21 protein-coding genes and 2 pseudogenes are annotated in these 23,110 nt (G+C 56.8%); 12 read left to right on the top strand and 11 right to left on the bottom strand.

Annotated elements, in window-relative coordinates:
* Positions 1–5: 5 nt before the first annotated feature.
* Genes minE through minC form a run of 3 tightly spaced genes read right to left on the bottom strand, consistent with a single transcriptional unit; the run spans position 6 to position 1,819 of the window.
* Positions 6–272 (bottom strand): cell division topological specificity factor MinE, encoded by a 267-nt coding sequence (gene minE, locus M8013_RS14040; RefSeq protein WP_003859937.1) that lies wholly within the window; start codon positions 270–272, stop codon positions 6–8.
* A 3-nt stretch (positions 273–275) separates the two neighbouring features.
* Positions 276–1,088 (bottom strand): septum site-determining protein MinD, encoded by an 813-nt coding sequence (minD, locus tag M8013_RS14035; RefSeq protein ID WP_271268420.1) that lies wholly within the window; start codon positions 1,086–1,088, stop codon positions 276–278.
* A 23-nt stretch (positions 1,089–1,111) separates the two neighbouring features.
* Positions 1,112–1,819 carry a septum site-determining protein MinC gene (minC, locus tag M8013_RS14030; RefSeq protein ID WP_271268419.1) on the bottom strand — a complete coding sequence of 236 codons (708 nt, stop codon included), beginning with the start codon at positions 1,817–1,819 and terminating at the stop codon, positions 1,112–1,114.
* A gap of 126 nt (positions 1,820–1,945) precedes the next feature.
* Here minC and M8013_RS14025 point away from each other — a divergent pair, with 126 nt between their 5' ends.
* The 3 genes from M8013_RS14025 (at position 1,946) to M8013_RS14015 (ending at position 3,466) form a co-directional block, all read left to right on the top strand.
* Positions 1,946–2,221, top strand: a complete 276-nt coding sequence (locus M8013_RS14025) for a YcgL domain-containing protein (protein WP_271268418.1) — start codon at positions 1,946–1,948, stop codon at positions 2,219–2,221.
* A gap of 48 nt (positions 2,222–2,269) precedes the next feature.
* Positions 2,270–2,929, top strand: a complete 660-nt coding sequence (locus tag M8013_RS14020; RefSeq protein WP_271268417.1) for a fumarylacetoacetate hydrolase family protein — start codon at positions 2,270–2,272, stop codon at positions 2,927–2,929.
* A 93-nt stretch (positions 2,930–3,022) separates the two neighbouring features.
* Complete coding sequence (locus M8013_RS14015) at positions 3,023–3,466, top strand: YcgN family cysteine cluster protein (protein WP_271268416.1); 444 nt, start codon at positions 3,023–3,025, stop codon at positions 3,464–3,466.
* A 125-nt stretch (positions 3,467–3,591) separates the two neighbouring features.
* On the opposite strand, the gene dsbB is transcribed toward M8013_RS14015, so the two are convergent.
* Both dsbB and nhaB read right to left on the bottom strand, forming a co-directional pair.
* On the bottom strand, positions 3,592–4,122 hold the full coding sequence (gene dsbB / locus M8013_RS14010) for a disulfide bond formation protein DsbB (RefSeq protein WP_271268415.1): 531 nt from the start codon (positions 4,120–4,122) through the stop codon (positions 3,592–3,594).
* 143 nt (positions 4,123–4,265) lie between these two features.
* Positions 4,266–5,804 carry a sodium/proton antiporter NhaB gene (nhaB, locus tag M8013_RS14005; protein ID WP_271268414.1) on the bottom strand — a complete coding sequence of 513 codons (1,539 nt, stop codon included), beginning with the start codon at positions 5,802–5,804 and terminating at the stop codon, positions 4,266–4,268.
* A gap of 197 nt (positions 5,805–6,001) precedes the next feature.
* On the opposite strand from nhaB, the gene fadR reads away from it, so the two are divergent.
* A complete protein-coding gene (gene fadR / locus M8013_RS14000) occupies positions 6,002–6,721 on the top strand; it encodes a fatty acid metabolism transcriptional regulator FadR (protein WP_271268413.1) in 720 nt (239 codons plus the stop codon).
* 56 nt (positions 6,722–6,777) lie between these two features.
* Here fadR and M8013_RS13995 read toward each other — a convergent pair whose 3' ends face one another.
* On the bottom strand, positions 6,778–8,310 hold the full coding sequence (locus M8013_RS13995) for a SpoVR family protein (RefSeq protein ID WP_271268412.1): 1,533 nt from the start codon (positions 8,308–8,310) through the stop codon (positions 6,778–6,780).
* A 323-nt stretch (positions 8,311–8,633) separates the two neighbouring features.
* Here M8013_RS13995 and M8013_RS13990 point away from each other — a divergent pair, with 323 nt between their 5' ends.
* The 3 genes and pseudogenes from M8013_RS13990 to M8013_RS23615 form a co-directional block, all read left to right on the top strand.
* Positions 8,634–9,932: a D-amino acid dehydrogenase gene (locus M8013_RS13990; RefSeq protein ID WP_271268411.1), complete on the top strand. Its 1,299-nt coding sequence runs from the start codon at positions 8,634–8,636 to the stop codon at positions 9,930–9,932.
* 12 nt (positions 9,933–9,944) lie between these two features.
* Positions 9,945–11,015: a catabolic alanine racemase DadX gene (gene dadX / locus M8013_RS13985; RefSeq protein ID WP_271268410.1), complete on the top strand. Its 1,071-nt coding sequence runs from the start codon at positions 9,945–9,947 to the stop codon at positions 11,013–11,015.
* 67 nt (positions 11,016–11,082) lie between these two features.
* Positions 11,083–11,169 (top strand): annotated as a pseudogene (locus M8013_RS23615) (hypothetical protein); the annotation flags it as partial.
* A 3-nt stretch (positions 11,170–11,172) separates the two neighbouring features.
* Here the strand turns inward: M8013_RS23615 and M8013_RS13980 are convergent.
* A pseudogene (locus M8013_RS13980) lies at positions 11,173–12,837 on the bottom strand (potassium/proton antiporter); the annotation flags it as partial.
* A gap of 97 nt (positions 12,838–12,934) precedes the next feature.
* Positions 12,935–13,849, bottom strand: coding sequence for a muramoyltetrapeptide carboxypeptidase (gene ldcA, locus M8013_RS13975; RefSeq protein ID WP_271268408.1), 915 nt, complete (start codon positions 13,847–13,849; stop codon positions 12,935–12,937).
* A 113-nt stretch (positions 13,850–13,962) separates the two neighbouring features.
* Here ldcA and emtA point away from each other — a divergent pair, with 113 nt between their 5' ends.
* Entirely contained in the window at positions 13,963–14,574 is a 612-nt protein-coding gene (emtA, locus tag M8013_RS13970) for a membrane-bound lytic murein transglycosylase EmtA (RefSeq protein WP_271268407.1), read from the top strand.
* Positions 14,575–14,610: 36 nt separating this feature from the next.
* Here the strand turns inward: emtA and ycgR are convergent, their stop codons facing one another.
* The gene (gene ycgR, locus M8013_RS13965; RefSeq protein WP_271268406.1) at positions 14,611–15,342 is read right to left on the bottom strand and encodes a flagellar brake protein YcgR; all 732 of its coding nucleotides are present in this window, start codon (positions 15,340–15,342) and stop codon (positions 14,611–14,613) included.
* Positions 15,343–15,513: 171 nt separating this feature from the next.
* Between ycgR and M8013_RS13960 the strand changes: the two genes are divergently transcribed.
* The gene (locus M8013_RS13960; protein ID WP_271268405.1) at positions 15,514–15,768 is read left to right on the top strand and encodes a GlsB/YeaQ/YmgE family stress response membrane protein; all 255 of its coding nucleotides are present in this window, start codon (positions 15,514–15,516) and stop codon (positions 15,766–15,768) included.
* Positions 15,769–15,817: 49 nt separating this feature from the next.
* Here the strand turns inward: M8013_RS13960 and M8013_RS13955 are convergent, their stop codons facing one another.
* Positions 15,818–17,503 carry an alpha,alpha-trehalase gene (locus tag M8013_RS13955; RefSeq protein ID WP_271268404.1) on the bottom strand — a complete coding sequence of 562 codons (1,686 nt, stop codon included), beginning with the start codon at positions 17,501–17,503 and terminating at the stop codon, positions 15,818–15,820.
* A 335-nt stretch (positions 17,504–17,838) separates the two neighbouring features.
* Here M8013_RS13955 and M8013_RS13950 point away from each other — a divergent pair, with 335 nt between their 5' ends.
* A complete protein-coding gene (locus M8013_RS13950; protein ID WP_271268403.1) occupies positions 17,839–19,197 on the top strand; it encodes a glycoside-pentoside-hexuronide (GPH):cation symporter in 1,359 nt (452 codons plus the stop codon).
* A gap of 40 nt (positions 19,198–19,237) precedes the next feature.
* A complete protein-coding gene (locus tag M8013_RS13945) occupies positions 19,238–20,602 on the top strand; it encodes a carbohydrate porin (RefSeq protein WP_271268402.1) in 1,365 nt (454 codons plus the stop codon).
* An 11-nt stretch (positions 20,603–20,613) separates the two neighbouring features.
* On the opposite strand, the gene M8013_RS13940 is transcribed toward M8013_RS13945, so the two are convergent.
* A complete protein-coding gene (locus M8013_RS13940; protein WP_271268401.1) occupies positions 20,614–21,570 on the bottom strand; it encodes an AraC family transcriptional regulator in 957 nt (318 codons plus the stop codon).
* Between the two features lie 115 nt (positions 21,571–21,685).
* On the opposite strand from M8013_RS13940, the gene M8013_RS13935 reads away from it, so the two are divergent.
* Positions 21,686–22,882 carry an MFS transporter gene (locus M8013_RS13935; protein WP_271268400.1) on the top strand — a complete coding sequence of 399 codons (1,197 nt, stop codon included), beginning with the start codon at positions 21,686–21,688 and terminating at the stop codon, positions 22,880–22,882.
* The last annotated feature ends 228 nt before the right edge of the window (positions 22,883–23,110 follow it).

Here is a 23,110-nt window from a genome sequence, read left to right as displayed (position 1 = left end):
CAAACCTAACGTGATTCTTCCGCTTCCGGCAGGGTCACGTTGAGCTCCAGAATCGAGATATCCCCGTCCTTTTGCTCCAGCTGCACGGTGACCATTTCCGGGTCGATCTGCACGTACTTACAAATCACTTCCAGAATGTCCTTGCGCAGCTGCGGCAGGTAGTGCGGTTCCGCATCGCTACGGCGGCGTTCCGCGACAATGATTTGCAGTCGCTCTTTCGCGATGTTGGCGGTGCTTTTCTTTCGTGAGAGAAAAAAGTCCAGTAATGCCATAACTTATCCTCCGAACAGGCGTTTGAGGAAACCTTTCTTCTCTTCCTCTATGAAGCGGAAAGGACGTTCGTCTCCAAGCAGACGATCCACGGTATCGGCATAGGCTTTACCCGCGTCAGCGTTAACGTCGAGGATAACCGGCTCGCCCTGGTTAGAAGCACGCAACACGGACTGATCTTCCGGGATGACGCCAACCAGTTTGATGCGCAGGATCTCCAGCACGTCTTCCATGCTCAACATATCACCTTTATTCACGCGACCCGGATTGTAACGGGTCAGCAGCAGGTGCTCTTTGATCGGTTCCTGGCCATTTTCCGCACGGCGGGATTTTGAGGCGAGGATCCCTAAAATACGGTCTGAGTCGCGTACGGACGACACTTCTGGGTTGGTGGTGATAATCGCTTCATCGGCGAAGTACAGCGCCATCAGCGCACCGGTTTCGATGCCTGCCGGGGAGTCGCAGACCACGAAGTCGAACTCCATCTTTTTCAGCTCATCGAGCACTTTTTCCACGCCTTCGCGGGTCAGTGCATCTTTGTCGCGCGTCTGAGATGCCGGGAGAACAAAGAGATTTTCCGTACGTTTATCTTTAATCAGCGCCTGATTCAGCGTGGCATCACCCTGAATCACGTTAACGAAATCGTACACCACGCGGCGCTCGCAGCCCATAATCAGGTCGAGGTTACGCAGACCGATATCAAAATCGATAACGACGGTTTTCTTACCCTTCTGGGCTAAACCGGTTGCGATGGCCGCGCTGGAGGTGGTCTTGCCAACGCCTCCTTTACCAGAAGTAACAACAATAATGCGTGCCATAGAAATTCCTTGTGAAAAAGGGATCAATTCAACGGTTGAACGGCCAAAGCGTTATCTGCCAGTCGCAGACGCGCCGCTTTGCCATAAAATTCGGCCGGGATTTTATCGCTCAGCCAGTAAACCCCTGCGATGGAGACCAGCTCCGCCTCCAGGTGGGTACAAAATATTTGTGCATCGCGCTCGCCGTTGGCACCTGCCAGCGCGCGGCCGCGCATTGCGCCATAAATATGAATATTGCCGTCTGCAATCAGCTCCGCACCTGCGCTGACGTGATTGGTCACAACCAAATCGCAGTTTGGCGCATAAATGCGCTGACCGGAACGAACCGGCAGATCAATAAATCGTGTTTTTGTGACAGGGATAACAGCTGGCTCAGGTGGAGCAGAGGGCTCGCTCTCCGGGAGGGCGGTCCGTGGGGCTTTTTCTTTGCCTTCGTTCAGCAGCGGAAGGCCTGCACGGTCAATTTCTGCTTTCAGTTCGGCATCTTTACAGCCGCTAATGCCCACGATGCGCAGACCCGTAGCGGAGACTGCCTGTTGCACATGCCGCCAGTTAACCGGCGCTTCGAGCGCACTGACGTTGATCACCACCGGCGCATGTTTCAGAAATGCGGGCGCCTGCGCAATTTTGTCTTCTAACGCCTGACGAATAACCTCGGGTTTTGCTTCATGCAAATGAACCACTGATAAGGTGAAGCTACTGCCTTTAAGCTCGATGGGCGTGTTTGACATCCTGGCCTTACTCAATTTGCTTTTAACCGCCGCGCGAGCGCGACGATATTCCGAAGAGTACCAGGCATGTTATAGTCACAACTATATTGAGGCAAGTCACCCTCCGCGGTTATTCAGAGGAAATATATGTTTTGTGTGATCTACAGAAGTACCCAGCGCGATCAAACCTATCTTTATGTCGAAAAAAAGGACGATTTCTCCCGCGTGCCTGAGGCCCTGCTGAAGTCCTTTGGCAAGGCGCAGCTGGTGATGTTGATGCCGCTCGACGGGCGTAAACAATTGCGTAACGCCGATCTGGAAAAAGTAAAAAGCGCATTAACCGAACAAGGCTATTATTTACAACTCCCTCCTCCGCAAGAGAATTTACTCAAACAACATCTTGAAGAGCAGGGTAAGAAATAGTTTAAGAATTATCTGTTAGCATGACATAAACCTTTTTAGGGGATTAACATGTATCAACATCATAACTGGCAAGGAGCCTTACTGGATTTTCCAGTAAGTAAAGTCGTCTGTGTAGGCAGTAATTATGCTAAGCATATTCAGGAAATGGGAAGTGCGGTCCCGGATGAGCCGGTATTGTTCATCAAACCTGAAACGGCGCTGTGCGATCTGCGCCAGCCGCTGGCACTGCCACAGGGTCTGGGATCGGTTCACCACGAGGTGGAGCTGGCCGTGCTGATTGGTGGCACGCTACGCCAGGCCTCTGAAGAGCATGTACAGAAGGCGATTGCCGGTTATGGGGTTGCGCTGGACCTGACCCTGCGCGATCTGCAGGGCAAAATGAAAAAAGCCGGTCAGCCGTGGGAAAAAGCCAAAGGCTTTGATAATTCCTGCCCGATCTCCGGGTTTGTCCCGGTTTCTGAATTTAAAGACGATCCGCAGAACACCACCCTGAGCCTGAAGATTAACGGTGAAGTGCGCCAGCTGGGCTCAACGTCCGACATGATCCACAAGATTGTGCCGCTGATTGCCTACATGAGCCGCTTCTTTACCCTCAAGCCGGGCGACGTGATCCTCACCGGTACCCCGGAAGGTGTGGGTCCGCTGTCTGATGGTGACGAGCTGGAAGTGGCCTTTAACGGACTGGCATTGACTACCCGCGTACTGTAATCCCTTATTGCCGCCTCTTTCGGGCGGCAAAACTTGCATCAAGGTGCCAGACTGGTTATAAGGTGCGCTTTCTTTTGATGCGTGGACATTCTTATGAGCGAAATCCCTTTCTGGCAAAGCAAGACACTTGAGACCATGACCGACGCTGAGTGGGAATCACTGTGCGATGGCTGCGGCCAGTGCTGCCTGCATAAGCTGATGGACGAAGACTCAGACGAAATCTACTTCACTAACGTCGCCTGTAAGCAGCTGAACATCAAAACCTGCCAGTGTCGTAACTACGAGCGCCGCTTCGAGTTCGAACCGGACTGCATCAAGCTGACCCGCGATAATCTGCCGACCTTCGAATGGCTGCCGCCGACCTGCGCCTATCGCCTGTTGGCGGAAGGAAAGGATCTGCCGAAATGGCACCCGTTGCTGACGGGGTCGAAAGCAGCGATGCACGGCGAGCGCATTTCCGTGCGCCATATTGCGGTGAAGGAATCCGAGGTGCGCGACTGGGAAGACCATATACTGAATCATCCTACCCGCGCATAATAAAAAACCCGCCGAGGCGGGTTTTTTTATGCGCGTAGTGTGCGGCCTGATGTCCTCACCCCAACTCTCTCCCACGGGGAGAGGGCGCAAACAAAAAAAACGGCAACCAGGTTGCCGTTTTGCGTTTACCGACCAAACAGATCGCGTCTTTTCGGTTTGAACGGCTGGGCAATCAGCACCAGCAGGGCCACCACGAAGAAGGCAACAAAAATACCCACCAGCCACTGTGGCATCTCGAGCGTCAGGAACTCCCACTGGCGCACAGAGCAGTCACCGGAGGCGACAAACACCTGCGGCAGCCATTTGTCCAGCGGCAGCCAGCTCGGGAAGCGGGCGGCAAAGTCGCAGGTCATAAACGGTGACGGGTGCAGCTGCATCATCGTGTGCTCCCAGGCCAGCTCAATCCCTTTCCAGGCGCTGTACAGCCAGATAGCGATACCCGCATAGCGCAGTGGGGATTTGGGGGCGATGGCACCCACCAGGCCTGCGCCCATCACGCCGAACAGCGCACAGCGTTCATAGATGCAGAGCACGCAGGGTTTCAGCAACATTACATGCTGGAACCACAATGCCACCATTTCGAGGGCAAAAGCGGTCAGGGCCAACAGCAACCACGCTCCGCGACCGCGCGAGCATTGGTTCAAAAATCTCAACATAATCATTTCCCTGGGACATGCATAGAAAGCGCAGTGTAAACGAAAACATTTCGCGCGCCATCAGCGGCGCGCAAAATATAACGTAATAGCATATTTATCATTCGGAAAGTGCCACCGGGCAGCGAAACGCCCGGTTTACGCACTTAAAGCGCCGTCAGTATACCCGTCTGCAGCATCCATTGCGTTAAAGGAATGAGGGTAAATTTGACGCACAGCAAGCCGACTCCGGTTAAAACAACCGTATACGGCAGCGCCATCCACACCATCCGCCCATAAGAGAGCCTTATCAGTGGTGCCAGCGCAGAGGTGAGCAGGAACAGGAATGCCGCCTGGCCGTTTGGCGTGGCGACGGAGGGCAGGTTGGTGCCGGTGTTGATCGCCACCGCCAGCAGTTCAAACTGCTGCTGGTTGATCGCTCCGTTCTGCAGGGCGGTTTTGGCTTCATTGATATACACCGAGCCGACAAACACGTTGTCGGAAATTGCCGACAGCAGGCCGTTAAACAGATAGAACAGCGACAGCTGGGCATCGGGTTCAGCCTGTAGAACATAGCGGATGATCGGCGCAAACAGCTGTTGATCGACAATCACCGCCACGATGGCGAAAAAGATCGCCAGCAGCGCGGTAAAAGGCAGCGCTTCGGTAAAGGCTTTACCGATCGCATGCTCCTCCGTCACGCCGGTAAACGAGGTGGCGAGGATAATCACCGACAGGCCGATCAAGCCCACTTCCGCCAGATGAAACGCCAGCGCGAAGATTAACCAGGCGCCGATAAGACCCTGAAAAACGAGCGCCAGTGTCTGCTGACGGGGGCGCTGGCTGCGGCTTTGTTCGTCATACTCGTGCAGCACGGCACGAACCTGGGCGGGGAGCTGCGCGCCGTAGCCAAACCACTGGCGTTTCTCAACCAGCCAGCAGGTGAACAACCCGCAAATCAGCACCGGCACGCTCACGGGTGCAACGCGCAGGAAAAAGTCGCCGAACCCCCATCCGGCGGCCTTGGCGATAATTAGGTTTTGCGGCTCGCCAACCATGGTCATCACCCCGCCCAGCGCGGTGCCTACGCCTGCATGCATCATCAGGCTGCGTAAGAAGGCGCGGAACTGGTCCAGCACCTCGCGCTGCTGGGCATCGACATGGCTGTCATCCTGCAGCGCGTTTTCCGGCTGCGAGGAGGCCACCCGATGATATATCCCGTAAAACCCAACCGCCACGCTGATCACTACCGCCACCACGGTCAGGGCATCGAGAAAGGCCGACAGAAACGCCGCCGCCAGGCAGAAGGCCAGCGACAGCAGAGCCTTAGAGGGAATGCTCAACAGCAGGCGGGTAAAGATGAACAGCAGGAGCTGCTTCATAAAGTAGATCCCGGCGACCATAAACATCAGTAGCAGGAGTACTTCGAGGTTAGCCGCCAGCTCTTCTTTTACATGTTCCGCGCGGGTCATGCCGATCACCACCGCCTCAAAGGCCAGCAGACCACCCGGCAGCAGTGGGTAGCATTTCAGCGCCATCGCCAGGGTGAAGATAAATTCCGCCACCAGCAGCCAGCCCGCAGCAAAGGGATCAACGAGAAACAGCAGAGGGTTAACAATCAGAAAAACAATAAGGGTGATTTTGTACCAGTCAGGCGACTGGCCGAGAAAATTGCGCCACAGGGCGCGACTGTAAGACATTTCCACAACAGATTTCCTTCCCCGTCAGTTTATTACGAGCTAAGTATACGCAAAGCAGGTCGGCGAGGGGGCAGAAGCGGAATTTTTTAAATAATAAAAATGAAACAGCGATCCCCTTTTCTCGCCTCGCTGCGCTACCTGCCTCTGCTTGCCTCTGGTATGATGAGTAATTCTGTAAAAAGCAGTGGACTGGAAAACTCACTATGGTCATAAAGGCGCAAAGCCCGGCGGGTTTCGCTGAAGAGTATATTATCGAAAGCATCTGGAATAACCGTTTTGCTCCAGGCTCGATTCTTCCCGCAGAACGCGAACTCTCTGAACTGATTGGCGTCACACGCACCACCTTACGCGAAGTATTACAGCGTCTGGCGCGTGATGGCTGGTTGACGATCCAACACGGCAAACCGACCAAAGTGAATAACTTCTGGGAAACGTCGGGTCTGAATATTCTCGAAACGCTGGCGCGTCTCGATCATGAAAGCGTGCCGCAGCTGATTGATAATCTGCTCTCCGTGCGCACCAATATCGCCACCATCTTTATCCGCACGGCGTTTCGCCAGCACCCGGATAAAGCACTGGAAGTGCTCGCGCGCGCCATGGCAGTGGAAGATCACGCTGATGCGTTTGCGATGCTCGATTACAACGTCTTCCGCGGGCTGGCGTTTGCCTCCGGCAACCCGATCTACGGCCTGATCCTCAACGGGATGAAAGGGCTGTACACCCGCATTGGACGTCACTACTTCGCCAACCCCGAAGCCCGCAGCCTGGCACTGGGTTTCTACCATAAGCTGAGCGAACTGTGTTCCGAAGGGATGCACGACCAGGTGTATGAAACCGTGCGTCGCTACGGCCACGACAGCGGCGAGATCTGGCACCGGATGCAGAAAAATCTGCCGGGCGACCTGGTTATTCAGGGACGCTAAAATAAAAAAACCTCTCAAACGAGAGGTTTTTTTTGCCTTGACCAGACTGCACCTGATTACAACATATTGCTCTTAGTCGGGCAGCGCTCGAGTAACTCTACGCTGCCGTCTTCGTTTTGCTGCTCCAGCAGAATGTCAAAGCCCCACAGCCTGTGGACATGCTTCAACACCTCTTTACGCCCTTTATCCAGCGGAGCGCGGTTGTGCGGAATATAGCGCAGGGTCAACGAGCGATCGCCACGCAGATCCACATTCCACACCTGAATATTCGGTTCCAGATTACTCAGATTGTACTGGGAGGAGAGGCGGGAGCGGATCTCGCGGTAACCCTCTTCGTTATGGATCGCCGAAATCTCCAGATAGTTGTTGTGATCGTTATCCAGCACCGTAAACAGACGGAAATCACGCATCACTTTCGGCGACAGGAACTGGCTGATAAAGCTCTCGTCTTTGAAATCGCGCATCGCAAAATGCAGCGTCTCAAGCCAGTCGGAACCGGCGATATCCGGGAACCAGTATTTATCCTCTTCCGTTGGCGTCTGGCAAATACGTTTGATGTCCTGGAACATGGCAAAGCCCAGCGCATACGGGTTGATGCCGCTGTACCACGGGCTGTTGTAAGGCGGCTGGAACACCACGTTGGTATGGCTGTGCAGGAACTCCAGCATAAAGCGTTCGCTGACTTTGCCCTCGTCATACAGATGGTTGAGGATGGTGTAGTGCCAGAACGTCGCCCAGCCTTCGTTCATCACCTGGGTTTGTTTTTGCGGATAAAAGTACTGGCTCACCTTGCGCACGATGCGCAGCACTTCACGCTGCCACGGCTCCAGCAGCGGGGCGTTCTTCTCCATAAAGTAGAGCAGGTTTTCCTGCGGCTCTGAAGGGTAGCGCCGTGCTTCGACCACCGTTTTCTCTTCTTCGCGTTTCGGCAGGGTGCGCCACAGGGTGTTTACCTGGCTTTGCAAATACTCTTCGCGGCTTTTCTGCCGGGCTTTCTCCTCCTGCAGCGAGATTTTCTGCGGGCGTTTGTAGCGATCCACCCCATAGTTCATCAGCGCATGACAGGAATCGAGCAACTTCTCGACCTCATCCATCCCGTAGCGCTCTTCGCACTGGGTGATGTAGTTGCGGGCGAAAATCAGGTAATCGACAATCGAGCTGGCATCGGTCCAGCTGCGGAACAGGTAGTTATTTTTGAAAAACGAGTTATGCCCGTAGCAGGCGTGCGCCATCACCAGCGCCTGCATAGTGATGGTGTTCTCTTCCATCAGGTAGGCGATGCACGGATTAGAGTTAATGACGATTTCATACGCCAGCCCCTGCTGTCCGTGCTTGTACAGGCGCTCGGTTTCAATGAATTTCTTACCAAACGACCAGTGCGGATAGTTAATCGGCATCCCGACGCTGGAGTAAGCGTCCATCATCTGCTCGGAAGTAATGACTTCGATTTGGTGAGGGTAGGTGTCCAGACGGTAGAGTTTCGCTACCCGGTCAATTTCGGCCAGATAGGTATCCAGCAGCTCAAACGTCCAGTCGGGTCCATCGCTCAGACGGGTGGTGTCCTTATCCATGGGGTCAAATGTAGCCATTAGCGCGCCCTCTTTGTGGGTAGCTCTCTCTGTCTGGAGAACCTCATTTCAAGCATAGAACACGCCAATCAAAAGCGTGCTGGCGCGCTATTTTTTTCTTTGCGATTTCCCGTTTTCCTGTTAGCGAAAAAGGCCACTCTGGCAGAATAATCTGCTGGTTAAAAATGACGCGTAGCAGGAGATCCCAAATACGCGCTACCCCCGTATGCAGGGGAAGGTGTGAGATAAGTCACCATAAAAAAGGCCTATGTTGAATAATATTTTCAGCTGGGTTATCAATATGTAATCAGAAGATTGTTCTTTTGCTTATATATGGAGTGGCTATGCGTGTTGTCATACTGGGAAGTGGCGTCGTTGGCGTAACCAGCGCCTGGTACTTAAGTCAGGCCGGGCATGAGGTGACCGTTATCGATCGTGAGCCGGGATCGGCGCTGGAGACCAGCGCTGCCAATGCCGGACAAATTTCCCCGGGCTACGCGGCGCCCTGGGCAGCGCCGGGCGTGCCGCTGAAGGCGATTAAATGGATGTTCCAGCGCCACGCGCCGCTGGCGATAAGCCTCGACGGCACGCAATTCCAGCTGAAGTGGATGTGGCAGATGCTGCGCAACTGCGACACCCGCCACTACATGGAAAACAAAGGCCGGATGGTGCGGCTGGCAGAATACAGCCGCGACTGCCTGAAAGCCCTGCGTGGCTCGACCGGCATCCAGTATGAAGGCCGTCAGGGTGGGACCTTACAGCTGTTCCGCACCTCGCAGCAGTATGAAAACGCCACCCGCGACATCGCCGTGCTCGAAGACGCGGGCGTGCCTTATCAACTGCTGGAAGCCCGCCAGCTGGCGCAGGTGGAACCGGCGCTGGCCGAGGTCGCGCACACGCTGACCGGTGGCCTGCGCCTGCCCAATGATGAAACCGGCGACTGCCAGCTGTTTACTCAGAATCTGGCCCAGATGTGCGCCCAGGCCGGAGTTAAATTCCGCTACAACACCCCGGTCGATAAGCTGCTGTACGAAGGGGATAACATCTACGGCGTGCAGTGTGGCGACGAAGTGGTGAAAGCCGACGCCTACGTGATGGCCTTTGGCTCGTATTCCACGGCGATGCTGAAGGGCATTGTTGATATCCCGGTCTATCCGCTGAAAGGTTACTCGTTGACTATCCCGGTGAAAGAGGACAGCGGTGCCCCGGTTTCGACTATCCTTGATGAAACATACAAAATCGCGATCACCCGATTTAACAATCGGATCCGCGTGGGGGGAATGGCGGAAATCGTCGGCTTTAACACCGAGCTGCTGCAACCGCGGCGGGAAACGCTGGAGATGGTCGTTGGCGACCTGTTCCCGCGTGGGGGATTTATCGAACAGGCGACCTTCTGGACCGGGCTTCGTCCGATGACCCCGGACGGTACGCCGGTGGTTGGGCGCACACCGTTCAAAAACCTGTGGCTCAACACCGGACACGGTACCCTGGGCTGGACGATGGCCTGCGGTTCAGGACAGCTGCTCAGTGATTTGATCTCCGGACGCACGCCCGCCATTCCGTTCGATGATTTAAGCGTCGCGCGCTACCGTCCGGGATTCACGCCGTCACGACCGCAACATTTTCACGGCGCGCATAACTAACAAGGAGTCGTCATGTCCCGTCCCGTTCAGGCTCAGCTGGATCTGCAGGCCCTGAAACATAACCTGCAAATTGTTCGTCGCGCCGCGCCCGCGTCCCGCATCTGGTCGGTGGTCAAGGCCAACGCCTACGGTCACGGTCTTGACCGTATCTGGAGTGCGTTGGGTGCGACCGATGGTTTTGCGCTGCTCAACCTGGAAGAGGCGATCCTGCTGCGTGAGCGTGGCTGGAAAGGCCCGGTTCTGATGCTCGAAGGCTTCTTCCACAGCGATGAGCTGCCGCTGTTTGATAAGTACCGCCTGACTACCAGCTTGCACAGCAACTGGCAGATCAAGGCGCTGCAGAATGCGAAGCTGCACGCCCCGCTCGATATTTACCTGAAGGTGAACAGCGGCATGAATCGCCTCGGGTTTCAGCCGGACCGCGTACACAGCGTCTGGCAGCAGCTGCGGGCGCTCAAAAACGTGGGTGAGATGACCCTGATGGCCCATTTTGCCGATGCAGAGCAGCCGGATGGCATTGCCGCACCGATGCAGCGCATCGAGCAGGCGGCAGAGGGGCTGGATTGCCCGCGTTCGCTGTCTAATTCGGCAGCCACGCTCTGGCATCCCGAGGCGCATTTTGACTGGGTGCGTCCGGGGATCATTTTGTACGGTGCGTCACCTTCCGGGCAGTGGCAGGACGTTGCCAACAGCGGCCTGAAACCGGTGATGACCCTGCGCAGCGAAATCATCGGCATCCAGACCCTGAAAGCGGGGGATACCGTTGGCTATGGCAGCCGCTACCAGGCGTCGGGCGAACAGCGGATCGGCATTGTCGCCGGGGGCTATGCCGACGGTTATCCGCGCGTGGCACCGTCCGGCACCCCGGTGTGGGTGGATGGCGTGCGCACCGGCACCGTGGGAACGGTATCCATGGACATGATGGCGATCGATCTAACGCCGTGCCCGCAGGCCGGGATTGGCTCGCCGGTTGAGCTGTGGGGCAACGAGGTCAAAGTGGATGATGTTGCCGCCGCTGCGGGCACCGTTGGGTATGAGTTGTTAACCGCCCTGGCCCCACGGGTACCGGTGGTCACGGTATAAATGCAAAAAGGGCAACGTCAGTTGCCCTTTTTAGTGTTTGCTCCCTCTCCCGTGGGAGAGGGAAGGGGTGAGGGCATTAGACCGCACGCTATTCCTCGACGTCCTCCGCCACGCGAACGCCCACTTTCAGCACCGAATTGTCCGCTTTCTCGGCCACCGTCCAGATCATCCCGGCAAACTCAACCTGGTCACCGACCACCGGCGCGGCACCCAACAGCTGCTGGACAATCTCACCCAGCGTCTGCTGCTTATCGCGATACTCCAGCCCTTCGTCCAGGCCGTAAATCAAGGCTACGTCAGCAAATTTAGCGCTGGCTTCCAGAATAAAGTCACCGAAGAAGCGCTGATCCAACGCCACCGGAGGCGACTGGCTGAACAGCTTGCCGAGCGCAGGCAGGTCGCGTTCGCGGCCAATCACGCACAGAATATCGCCTTCACGCAGGCGTGTGCTCCCGGTGGGGTGCAGCAGGGCGTTATCGCGGAACAGCGCCGCAATGCGCGTTTCAGTGGGCATATGCAGATCGCGCAGCGATGCCCCCACGCACCATTTATCGGCGCTGAGCTGGTAGACAAACTGTTCCCACGGATTATCCGGGTGAATATCCAGCCCGACGCGGGAGACCGGCCAGCCTACCGGTGGGATCACCACTTTGGCCTTTTTCGCCGCCCACGACAGGGACGTGCCCTGGAACAGCAGCGACACCAGCACCACAAAGAACGCCACGTTGAAGAACAGCCGCGAGTTATCCAGCCCGGCCATCATCGGGAATACCGCAAGGATGATCGGCACCGCACCGCGCAGGCCCACCCAGCTGATAAACACCCGCTCGCGCAGGTTAAAGCCTTTAAACGGCAGCAGCCCGGCAAACACCGACAGCGGACGGGCAAAGAAGATCATCCACAGCGACAGCAGCAGCGCCGGCACGGCAATCGGCAGCAGATCCGACGGCGTCACCAGCAGGCCGAGCACCAGGAACATGCCAATCTGCGCCAGCCAGGCCAGACCATCAAAGTTTTGCAGAATGCCAAAGCGGTTGCGGATCGGGCGATTCCCCAGCAGGAAGCCACACAAATAGACTGCCAGAATGCCGCTGCCGTCGAGGGCGGTGGTCAGGGCAAATATTAAAATCCCGCCGCTCAGGGCCAGCAGCGGGTACAGCCCCGCAGGCAGCGAGATGCGGTTAATCATCTGCAGCAGCAGATAGCCGCCGGAGAGGCCAATCAGGATCCCCAGCCCAAACTGCTGAATGATATGCCAGGCGAATATCCAGCTCAGGCTGGTTTCGTGTTGCTGGATCATCTCAATCAGGGTGATGGTCAGAAACACCGCCATCGGGTCGTTACTGCCGGATTCAATCTCCAGCGTCGAGCCCACGCGTTCGTTCAGCCCTTTGCCGCCCAGCAGCGAAAACACCGCAGCGGCATCGGTAGACCCGACAATCGCGCCAATCAGCAGCCCTTCCATAATATTCAGGTTGAACAGCCACGCCGCCATCATCCCGGTCAGGCCGGAGGTGATCAGTACCCCCACCGTCGCCAGCGACAGGGCAGGACCCAGCGCCACGCGAAAGGAGCTGGCCTGGGTGCGCATCCCGCCGTCCAGCAGAATCACCGCCAGCGCAAGGTTACTGACCATATAGGCAAACGGGTAATTATCGAACGGGATCCCGCCCACGCCATCGATGCCCGCCAGCATGCCGATAGCGAGGAAAATGACCAGAATGGGGATGCCAAGACGAGAAGAAAATGAACTTAATAAAATACTACAGGTTACAAGTACGGAACCCAGGATAAAAAGACTGATAATTGCTGCGGCATCCAATGTTTGCTTACTCCCGCCTGACGCTGTGACTGTTATTAAAACCCTAACATATTAACGACACTCACAGCGCGTAATTGAGGGGGTTAAGCCGCTTTTTTTAACGGTTTATTACCGGATGTCCGCTTAAAGTCAAATGTGAGCCATTTGCATTGTGCTTAAGCGTCGCCTGTGCGCCGAGCGGCAGGGTTACCGTCTGCTGTTCATGACCAAAATCGAGGCCGCTGATAATCGGCACTGATACCCTGGCGCGCAGATAATCGATCATGGTCGCGAGGTCGTACCCGGCGTCGTAATCGTTGGCGGCCGATCCGCTAAAGCTGCCGAGCACAATCGCTTTCTGCCGGTCAAGAATGCCCGCATGATGCAGCTGCAACAGCATCCGCTCCACGCGGAACGGGTGCTCGTTGATGTCTTCGAGCACCAGGATGCCGTTTTCGATGGCCGGAAGCCAGCGGGTGCCCACCAGCGACACCAGCATCGCCAGGTTGCCGCCCCACAGCTGGCCCGTGCATTCGGTATCCGGGCCGTCGCCCTGCCATTCGACGTAGTAAGTGCTGTTGTTCAGCGCGCGCCAGAATTGGTCGACGGTAAAGGCATTCATTTCCGGGGCACCAAAATTGCCCGCCAGCATCGGGCCGCTAAAGGTAATGACGTTATGCAGAGCCAGCAGGCCAAGCTGGATCACCGTAAAGTCGCTGTGGCCGCAAATCAGCAGGGGTTGCTCGCGCTGACGCCGGGCCAGTCCCTGCCAGTCAATCTGCTCCAGCAAACGGCTGGCACCGTACCCGCCGCGCACCGCCATCACAATCTGGTTTGCGCCAGCCAGCTGGGTCAGGGCGTTGATGTCCATCAGCCGCTGCGCCTCGCTGCCGGCAAAACGCTGCTGACGGCGGGGTATAATCGTCTGATTTTGTACCTGATGCCCGTCGGCCAGTAACCGCTGTACGCCCCGCTGGGCCGCTTCCTGATTAATGCAGTAACCTGATGGTGCGACGAGATGAAACTGAGACATGGCATTTCCTTGCTGACTTATAAAACCAAATGTATATATCATGCCGCCTGAGCGCGTCCTTCATCAAGCGGAGGATAGAGTGACAGCGATGATTGGCCATAAGGATAGATGACGTGAAATTGAGATGGTTTGCTTTTTTGATTGTGCTGCTGGCAGGCTGCAGTTCAAAGCAGGATTATAAAAAACCGGAATGGAACCCGGAAGTTCCCGTTAAGCGGGCGATGCAGTGGATGCCGATCAGCGAAAAAGCCGGAGAAGCCTGGGGCGTCAGTCCGCGTCTGGTTACCGCCATAATTGCCGTTGAGTCCGGTGGCAACCCGACTCTGGTCAGCAAATCAAACGCCGTCGGCCTGATGCAGTTAAAAGCTTCTACCGCCGGGCTGGAAGTGTATCGCCATATGGGCTGGAGCGGGCAACCCTCCACCAGCGAGCTGAAAAACCCGGAACGTAATATCTCGATGGGCACCGCCTACCTGAGCATTCTGGAGCATGGCATTCTGAAAGGGATCGACGACCCGGAGGTGATGCAATATGCGCTGGTGGTGTCGTACGTGAACGGGGCAGGGGCACTGCTAAGGACCTTCTCGTCCGATCGCAAAAAGGCGATAGGCGAGATCAACGACATGGATAAAGACGAGTTCTTTGACCATGTGGTGAACAACCATCCGTCCCCGCAGGCACCGCGCTATATCTGGAAAGTGCAGAAGGCGATGGACGCCATGTAACTGACCGAGGGGCAGCGCAACGCTGCCCCTCAGCATTTAACGGACTTTGTTTGCACGTTCCCGCGCTTCGCGCTCCAGCGAGTAGATAATGCGCTGCAGTTCGCGCTCCGGTCCCGGGCCGATATTCAGAAAACGGAAGCTCAGTCGCGGGGTGGTGATGGTTTCGTTTTTGCTGTCCACCACCTTGCGTTCGCTGACCGTCATTAGCTGGGCATCAAAGAAGAAGCGACCCCAGCCGCCCATATCCAGTTCAATTTGCGAGAACCGCATCCCCTCCACCAGCGCTTCTGGCTTCGCGGTATCCATCAGCGCGCCCATCCCACCCAGCGACAGGTCGTGGAGGCGAAAACGGATCACGCTCTTATCGGGCATTTTAGCCTTACAGAAGTAGGCCGGATGCAGCGGGGCGCTGATGCGGAAATATTCACGTCGTTGAATACACCACACCGTTGTCGGTAGCGGGGTAATAAACGCGGGCAGCGACTGATAATTTCCCTGTTCCAGTCGGGGCAGCTCGAACTCCACTTTGGCACCCTGCGTATCGGCGGTCACAGAAATATTCTCTGCGCGCAGTACGGCGCGGTTTTCGTACTCCTGGCTGCCAAGATCCATCACCAGCCGTTCCGGGGTGGCGTCGAGGATCTTACTGATGAACTGGTTCCCTGCCCAGTTGATACGGACAGGCACATCATGTTTTTGCAGATCGCGTAATACACCTAATACAGCCAGCGGATTAGTTTTCAGGAACTGCTCACTGTAATTACTCACGCCCCAGGGCTCCTCGATGTTGGACAAACTGTGGTTGAGTTATCGGCAGCCTTCGGCAGAACTTAATACAAATCCGCGATTTTTTTATGATTTTCCAACCATTGCCTATACTGATATTACCTGTGCGGACCGGTGTTCCGCGCAAGCTTAACTCTGCAAGAGGGCATCGCTATGGGTATCATCGCCTGGATTGTATTTGGTCTTATTGCTGGTGTTATCGCGAAATTCATCATGCCGGGACGCGACGGCGGCGGCTTTATTGTGACCTGTATCCTTGGGGTCGTAGGCGCAGTTGTCGGCGGTTGGCTGGCAACGATGTTTGGCGTCGGCGGCAATGTATCCGGATTTAACCTGCACAGTTTTCTGGTCGCCGTGGTCGGTGCCATTGTGGTGCTTGCTATTTACAGGCTGGTGCGACGCGCATAAACGTGAAAACGGCTCTTGTAAAAGAGCCGTTTTTTTTCGCTTTTATAACTTATTGCCCAACGCTTTTCTGTGTTGGCGCGGCGGCGGGTTCATCGTTGGCCGCCGGCTGCGTCGCCGGTACTTTGTCGCACGGCTTCTCCCTGGCACAAATCATATCCAGCATCTTCAGCGTCACCCCGTTGGTCCAGCCAAAGCCATCCTGCAGCGGATATTCACCTCCGCCGCCGCCCGTGCCGGTGCTGGAGACATCATATTTCTCCACCAGCTTCTGCTCGCGGTCGTAGGTGTGCTGCACGTTGGTCAGGAACCGCCAGGTCACGTTCATCGCCACTTTCTTATGGCCATAGTTTTGTAACCCTTCTGCGGCGACCCACTGCAGCGGTGCCCAGCCGTTCGGCGCATCCCACTGCTGCCCGCTGTTAACGTTGGTGGTGGCGATCCCGCCCGGTTTCAGCAGTTGTGCGGCGGTGGCCGTTGCCACTTTATCGGCACGATCCTGCGCTGCCGCATGCACATACAGCGGGAACAGCGCCGCGGCAGTCAGCTGACTGCGCACCTGTTTGGTTTTCAGATCGTAATCGGCGTACCAGCCTTCCTTGTCATTCCACAGATGGCTTTCCATCGCTTGCTGACGCTTGGTGGCCTGCGTCTCATAGCGGCTGGCCGCCGCGCTGTCGCCTGCATCCTGACTGGCCTTCGCCAGCAGTTTTTCCATTTTGAACATCAGGGCATTCAGATCCACCGGCACGATGCTGGTGGTGCGGATGGTGCCCAGCTTTTTCGGATCGTCCATCCAGCGTGAGCTAAAGTCCCAGCCAGAGGCTGCGGCGGAGCGCAGATCGCGGTAGATCTCCGCAGCCGGGCGATCCGGGCTGTTTTGGGCGGTGGTGATGTCATCCATCCACGACTCCGGGCGCGGGGTGTCGCGATCGTCCCAGTAGCGGTTGAGGATCGCCCCATCGTCCAGTTTCACCACCCGCTTGTTCGCCTGGCCAGGCTGGAGCGCATCAACGCCTTCCATCCAGTAAGCGTGCTCTTTTTCCATCTGCGGGCGGTATTTTTTCAGCGCGTCGCGGTCGTGGGTTGCCAGCAGTTCAACCATCAACGAGAAGAACGGCGGCTGGGAGCGACTCAGGTAGTAGCTGCGGTTGCCGTTAGGGATATGGCCCCAGGCGTCCAGCTCGTGGGCAAAGTTGTCCACCATATCGCTGATTTTGTCCCAGTGCCCGCTCTCGGCCAGCCCCAGCATGGTGAAGTAGCTGTCCCAGTAATAGATCTCGCGAAAACGCCCACCCGGCACCACGTAAGGTTTAGGCAGCGGCAGCAGTGAGTCCCACTTTCCGGCGCTGGAGGTGGTGCGGGTCAACACCGGCCACAGGCCGTCGATGTGCGCGCGCAGGCTCTGTCCGGCAGGGGGAACGTACTTATCGCCTTCGCCCGGCAGGGTAAAGTTGGTGTCAACAAAGTGCTTCAGGTCAAAGCCGGTCTGTTTACGCTGCATCTGGTAATCGGCGAGGATTGTCTGCGGATCGTTTTTCGGCACCGCATCGGCGAAGGTCTTCTGATCGGGGAACAGTTTGGCGCGCTGCACATCATTAAACAGCGAACCCAACAGGATATCCGGCGGCTGCGTCTGGCCGTTGGCCGGGTCATCCGCATAGCTGAACGCAGTAACGCCAAGCAGCATACCGCCAATCGCCAGCCGCAGTGTAGGGTGCAGGTGAGGATTCGTCATGGTTATTCTCCTTATATTCAATGATCAGCGTGACCGCTGACATCAATCTCCTGAAAACCTTAGACGAAACTCCGCCAGTTCGCGTGTTGAATGCGACATTTTGCGTAAATCCAGATTAATTACCGCTGCGCTTATTAGGCCCTGACGAGCACAGTTAAATATATGAATAACCACAACTCATTGCTGTGATAAATAGCTATCAATTGCGTGGATCACATAAAGCAAAAAACATAATTTCTTAGCGAGAAAACATAATGGATTCATTGTCTGTGCCTGTGGGAATTATGTCGCTGCACAAATAAAGCAGGCTGAAAAATAACAGGGAGAGAAGGTAGATGTCGACAACAGCAAAATTAACGGTAAAAGAGAAAATAGGATACAGCCTCGGCGATGCCGCCAGCCATATCGTATTTGACTCCTCAGTGGCGATCCTCGCCTATTTTTATACGGATATTTACGGGCTGCCGCCGGCAGTAATGGGCACCATGTTTTTGCTGGTGAGACTGCTGGATGCCATTACCGACCCGATTATGGGCGCAATTGCCGATGCCACCGCCACGCGCTGGGGACGCTTCCGCCCGTGGCTGCTGGCCATCTGCGTGCCGTTCGCCGTCAGTTGCGTGCTGGTCTACTCAATCCCGTCGTTTTCCGACAGCGGCAAAGTGGTGTATGCCGTCGCGGCCTATATCTTTATGACCCTGATGTACACCGCCATCAATATCCCTTACTGCTCGCTGGGGGCGGCGCTTACCTCCGACCCGCGTGAAAATCTCTCCCTGCAATCCTGGCGTTTTGCCATCACCCCGCTCGGCGGCGCGCTCGGTACCGCCTGCATTCTGCCGCTGGCGGACTACCTGTTTCCGCAGGATCGCGCCACCGGCATTCAGGTGGCGATGGCGATTTTTGGCGTGATTGGCTGCCTGATGTTCGTGGCCTGCTTCCTCACCACCACAGAGCGCGTTCAGCCGATCAAAGAGGAGAACCTGAACATCATGCGGGACGTTAAGATCCTGTTTCGCAACGAGCAGTGGCGCATTCTCTCGATTTACAACTTTACGATGCTGGTGGCGGTGGTGATCCGCGGCGGGGCGGTGGTCTATTACGTCAACACCGTCCTCAAGCAGGGAACCGATATCATCTCGCTGTTTATGCTCGGCGGGATGATCGCCTCGATGTTCGGCTCGGTGCTGGCCCAGCCGCTGGGCACCCGCTTTTGTAAAATCAAAGTCTCGTTCTGGATAAACCTGCTGAACGCCGGGCTGGGGATCGTCTGCTTCTGGCTGCCGGTGCAGTACTGGCTGATCCCGCTGGCGGCCCATTTCCTGATCCAGCTGGTGCAAGGCGGAAATGGTGCTCTGCAATGGTCAATGATCACCGATGCCAATAATTATGGCGAATGGAAAACCCAGCGCCGTATTACCGGCATGAACGTCGCGGCTAATATCTTCGTCATTAAATTAGGGGTCGCAGTGGGCGGCGCTATTCTCGGCTGGGTGCTGGCCGGGTTTGAATATCAATCTGGCGCGGTCGAGCAATCCGCGCAGGCGGTGCAGGGCGTTGTCTGGCTATTTACCCTTATCCCGTCGCTGTTTTATCTGCTCACCGCCATTGCGATTAAATTCTACCACCTGGATGAACAGGCGATGAATAACGTGGTGGGCGATTTAAACAACGGGAAATTTGCAAACTCGTAAGTATTTACTGAAACCAATGATAATAAATGGGATGGAATCTATGCGAATGAATACCCTTGCGCTGCTGGTCAGCGCCTGTTTTCCGGCCTCGCTACTGGCCGCCACGCCGACGGTCAGTGTGGATGAGAAATTTGCCCAGCTTGAAGCCCGGTTGGCCAACGCCGAGGCACGGGCGGCAAAGGCCGAAGCGCAAATTGCCGATTTACAGCAGATACAGCGGCCAAACGCGGTGAGCGTGGAGTCGGTCGAACCGGCCACCACCCTGGCACCAAAGCTGACGCTCTCTGGCTACGGCGATATCCGCTTCTACGGCGACGTGGAATTCAACATGGACGCCGCCAGCCGCAGCGGCAGTTTGACCTCGATGAAAACCAGCGCCAACAAGGACTGGGCCCCGTCAAATAACGAGCGCTGGGATATCAATGGCCGTCTGCTGCTGGGTTTTGACGGCTACCGGCGAATGGACAACGGGCAGTTTGCCGGGTTCTCGGTACAGCCGCTGGCGGATTTAACCGGCAAAATGAACCTCGATGATGCGGCCTTTTTCTTCGGCCAGGAGAACGACTGGAAAATCAAAGTCGGGCGTTTCGAAGCCTACGACATGTTCCCGCTCAACCAGGATACCTTTGTTGAATACTCCGGCAACACCGCCAACGATCTCTACAGCGACGGTTACGGCTACATCTACATGATGAAAGAAGGGCGCGGGCGTAGCGACAGCGGCGGCAACTTCCTGCTGAGTAAAACCCTCGATAATTGGTATTTCGAGGTCAACACCCTGCTGGAAAACGGCAGTTCGCTGTTCGTCGATAAGCAGTATCACGGCATGACGCTCGATAACGACAAAAACGTGGCCTACGTACGCCCGGTTATCGCCTGGTCAAGCGGACGTTTCTCCAGCGCACTGGCGATGGAGAGCAACCTGGTCAATAACGCTTACGGCTACCGCGATGCCGCAGGTCAGTGGATCGATCAGTCCGATCGTACCGGCTACGGCCTGACAATGACCTGGAACGGGCAAAAAAACGATCCGGATAACGGCATGGTGCTGAACCTCAACACGGCGTATCTCGATGCCAGCGACGAAACCGACTTCAGCGCCGGGTTCAACGGCCTGTGGAAAAACCTTGAGCTTGGCTATATCTACGCGCACAACGAGGTCGATAAATTCAATACCGCCGGGCTGAATGACGACTGCGACGGCGACTGCTGGATAACCGATCCGGGCGAGTACGACATCCACACCCTGCATGCGTCGTACCTGATCCCCAACGTCATGAAGATGAAAAACTTCAATATCTACCTCGGGGCTTACGCTTCCTGGGTTGAAGCGCATCCGACGGACGGCAGCAACGACACCGATGCCCGCTACGGGGGCCGCGTCCGCTTTAAATATTACTTCTGACCGAATGCCGGTCAGATCTCCTGCGGGATCTGACTGGCTTCACGCAGCGCGCCCGGCGACTGGCCGACAATCCGCTTAAATGCCCGGCTAAAGGCCGCCAGCGAGCCGTAACCGAGGCGCAGGGCCACGGTTTCGATTGGCTGATTCTCTTGATTGATGTACTGGATCGCCAGCCGCATCCGCAGCTCGCTGAGGTACTTCGCCGGAGTGGTGCCGGTGGCCGACAGAAAGCGCTCGGCAAACACCGACCGCGAAGTACCGGCCTCTTTTGCCAGCTCCCCCACGCTCCAGTTGACCCCCGGTTGCTGATGCATGGCGTAAATCGCCCGGCTCAGGCGCGGGTCGCGCAGTACCTGTACCCAGCCGGTGGCTTTGCCACAGCCCGCCTCGACCCAGCCGCGCACGATCAGCGCCGCCACCACGTCGGCAAGTCGGGCGAGGATCCCGGCAAAACCGACCTGGCGCGCCATTGACTCCCGCTCCATGGCGGCGAGCAGCGGGTGGATCTCCGGCCAGGTCGACATCAGTCGGCTGACCATCATCACTTCCGGCATCGCTTTGATCAGCGGCTGCATCCCGCCCAGCTCGAAATCCATACATCCGCTGAATATCACCACGTTGTCGCTGTCCGGGCAGGGCTCACAGTGAATATCGCACACCGTGCTGCAGATCGGCTCGCTGGGAAACTCGGTTACCGGTATGACCGTCGTATCGTCGTCCGAGAGCAGGTCATGGGGATCGCCGTTGGGGATAAACAGCGCATCGCCGCTGTTGAGCGCAAAGCGTGCCCCGCTTCGCATGCGCAGAACCGCCGGGCCGCGGCTGACAAAGTGAAACTGCGCTTTACCGGGGGCAAAACCAAAGGCCACGCCAAACGGCGCGCTGGCTTCAATCCGTCGGTATCGGACGCCCGACAGGCGCATGCCGCGCAGTAATTCGCTGATCATATCAGGTGGCTGGAGAGACATTTCTGGATTCCCGGACGATTAATCAATAATTGAAGATTATATGTCATAGATCGTCTGCGGGGAACTTCCTATGATTTGCGACATACGTCACATATTAATAACCGGAGAGTAACAGATGAATTCATCCATCAGCGCAAACGAGGCCAGCGCCCCAATAATCCCCGCCTGGCGCGCGGTCTGGTCGCTGGGGTTGGGGGTGTTCGGCCTGATCATCGCCGAGTTTTTACCTGCCAGCCTGCTGACGCCCATGGCCGAAAGCCTCGGCGTCAGTGAGGGTGTCGCCGGGCAATCGGTCACCGCGACCGCGCTGGTGGCGCTGGTCACCGGCCTGCTGATCACCTCCGCCACCAAAAGTATCGACCGCCGCTGGGTACTGATGTTCTTCTCGGTGTTGCAGGTCATCTCCAGCCTGATGGTGGCCTTCGCGCCGTCGCTGCACGTGCTGCTGATGGGCCGTTTGCTGTTGGGCGTGGCGATTGGCGGTTTCTGGGCGATGTCCACCGCCACCGCCATGCGGTTAGTGCCCGCCAGCGACGTGCCAAAAGCGCTGGCGATCATCTTCTCCGGGGTATCGATTGCTACCGTAGTGGCGGCCCCGCTGGGGAGCTATCTCGGCAGTCTGATCGGCTGGCGCAACGTGTTTCTGCTCTGCGTGATCCCCAGCCTGCTGGCGCTGCTGTGGCAGCTGCGGGTTTTACCGTCGATGCGCCCTGAGAACAGCGGCAGTCTGCGCACGCTGGTACGGGTGTTGCGCCGTCCGGGGATGATGGGCGGTCTGCTGGCGACAATCCTGATTTTCAGCGGTCACTTCGCCTTCTTTACCTACCTGCGTCCGTTCCTTGAGACAGTAGGGCAGGCCAACGTCGAGACGGTGTCGCTGATTTTGCTGGGCTTTGGCGTGGCAAACTTTGTGGGTACCTCGATTGCCGGACATCTGCTGGCGCGCAATCTGCGTCTGACCCTGGCGCTGGTGCCGTTGGTAATGGGGATCCTCGCGCTCTTGATGGTGGTCTTTGGTCATCTGGCGCTGGTCGATGGTCTGCTGGTCACCTTGTGGGGCTTTGCCTTTGGGCTGGTGCCGGTGGGCTGGTCAACGTGGCTGGCAACGACCGTCACTGACGAAGCCGAAAGTGCAGGGGGCTTGATGGTCGCTTCGATTCAACTGGCGATCGGTGCCGGTGCGGCAGGCGGCGGGGCGGTGTTCGATCTTAACGGTGCCAGCGGGGTATTCACCGCCAGCGGCGTACTGCTGGTGGCGGCGATGGTGATGGTATTTGCGGGTGTGCGGGTTAAACCCGAGGCAGTGGAATAAGGTTATCCTCTGCGGTCTGACTGCCCGGCGGCGCTACGCTTGCCGGGCCTACGGTGTTGTAGGCCGGGTAAGGCGTAGCCGCCACCCGGCAGCCCTAAAGATCCCGCGATAAATCTATCAAAGATAAATACATGGCTTACAGCGGCGCCCAGGTCCGGCTGAAAATCGCCGAGGCGTTTCCGCAAGGCCGGGGCGAGGCGCAGGGATGCGCCGAGAGGGCATAGCCTG

The sequence above is a fragment of the Silvania confinis genome, from assembly GCF_025564085.1.
GTDB lineage: Bacteria > Pseudomonadota > Gammaproteobacteria > Enterobacterales > Enterobacteriaceae > Enterobacter > Enterobacter confinis.
The sequence above is the reverse complement of the archived record's forward strand: the minus strand, read 5'-3'. Positions and strand labels throughout refer to the sequence as shown.

Coding starts and splice junctions, on each gene's coding strand:
- M8013_RS13955 (WP_271268404.1), bottom strand. CDS start 17,503: ATGACGAATCCTCACCTGCACCCTACACTGCGGCTGGCGATTGGCGGT.
- M8013_RS14020 (WP_271268417.1), top strand. CDS start 2,270: ATGTATCAACATCATAACTGGCAAGGAGCCTTACTGGATTTTCCAGTA.
- dadX (WP_271268410.1), top strand. CDS start 9,945: ATGTCCCGTCCCGTTCAGGCTCAGCTGGATCTGCAGGCCCTGAAACAT.
- minD (WP_271268420.1), bottom strand. CDS start 1,088: ATGGCACGCATTATTGTTGTTACTTCTGGTAAAGGAGGCGTTGGCAAG.
- fadR (WP_271268413.1), top strand. CDS start 6,002: ATGGTCATAAAGGCGCAAAGCCCGGCGGGTTTCGCTGAAGAGTATATT.
- M8013_RS13940 (WP_271268401.1), bottom strand. CDS start 21,570: ATGTCTCTCCAGCCACCTGATATGATCAGCGAATTACTGCGCGGCATG.
- M8013_RS13990 (WP_271268411.1), top strand. CDS start 8,634: ATGCGTGTTGTCATACTGGGAAGTGGCGTCGTTGGCGTAACCAGCGCC.
- ldcA (WP_271268408.1), bottom strand. CDS start 13,849: ATGTCTCAGTTTCATCTCGTCGCACCATCAGGTTACTGCATTAATCAG.
- M8013_RS14025 (WP_271268418.1), top strand. CDS start 1,946: ATGTTTTGTGTGATCTACAGAAGTACCCAGCGCGATCAAACCTATCTT.
- minE (WP_003859937.1), bottom strand. CDS start 272: ATGGCATTACTGGACTTTTTTCTCTCACGAAAGAAAAGCACCGCCAAC.
- M8013_RS13995 (WP_271268412.1), bottom strand. CDS start 8,310: ATGGCTACATTTGACCCCATGGATAAGGACACCACCCGTCTGAGCGAT.
- M8013_RS13950 (WP_271268403.1), top strand. CDS start 17,839: ATGTCGACAACAGCAAAATTAACGGTAAAAGAGAAAATAGGATACAGC.
- minC (WP_271268419.1), bottom strand. CDS start 1,819: ATGTCAAACACGCCCATCGAGCTTAAAGGCAGTAGCTTCACCTTATCA.
- M8013_RS13945 (WP_271268402.1), top strand. CDS start 19,238: ATGCGAATGAATACCCTTGCGCTGCTGGTCAGCGCCTGTTTTCCGGCC.
- M8013_RS13960 (WP_271268405.1), top strand. CDS start 15,514: ATGGGTATCATCGCCTGGATTGTATTTGGTCTTATTGCTGGTGTTATC.
- M8013_RS13935 (WP_271268400.1), top strand. CDS start 21,686: ATGAATTCATCCATCAGCGCAAACGAGGCCAGCGCCCCAATAATCCCC.
- M8013_RS14015 (WP_271268416.1), top strand. CDS start 3,023: ATGAGCGAAATCCCTTTCTGGCAAAGCAAGACACTTGAGACCATGACC.
- dsbB (WP_271268415.1), bottom strand. CDS start 4,122: ATGTTGAGATTTTTGAACCAATGCTCGCGCGGTCGCGGAGCGTGGTTG.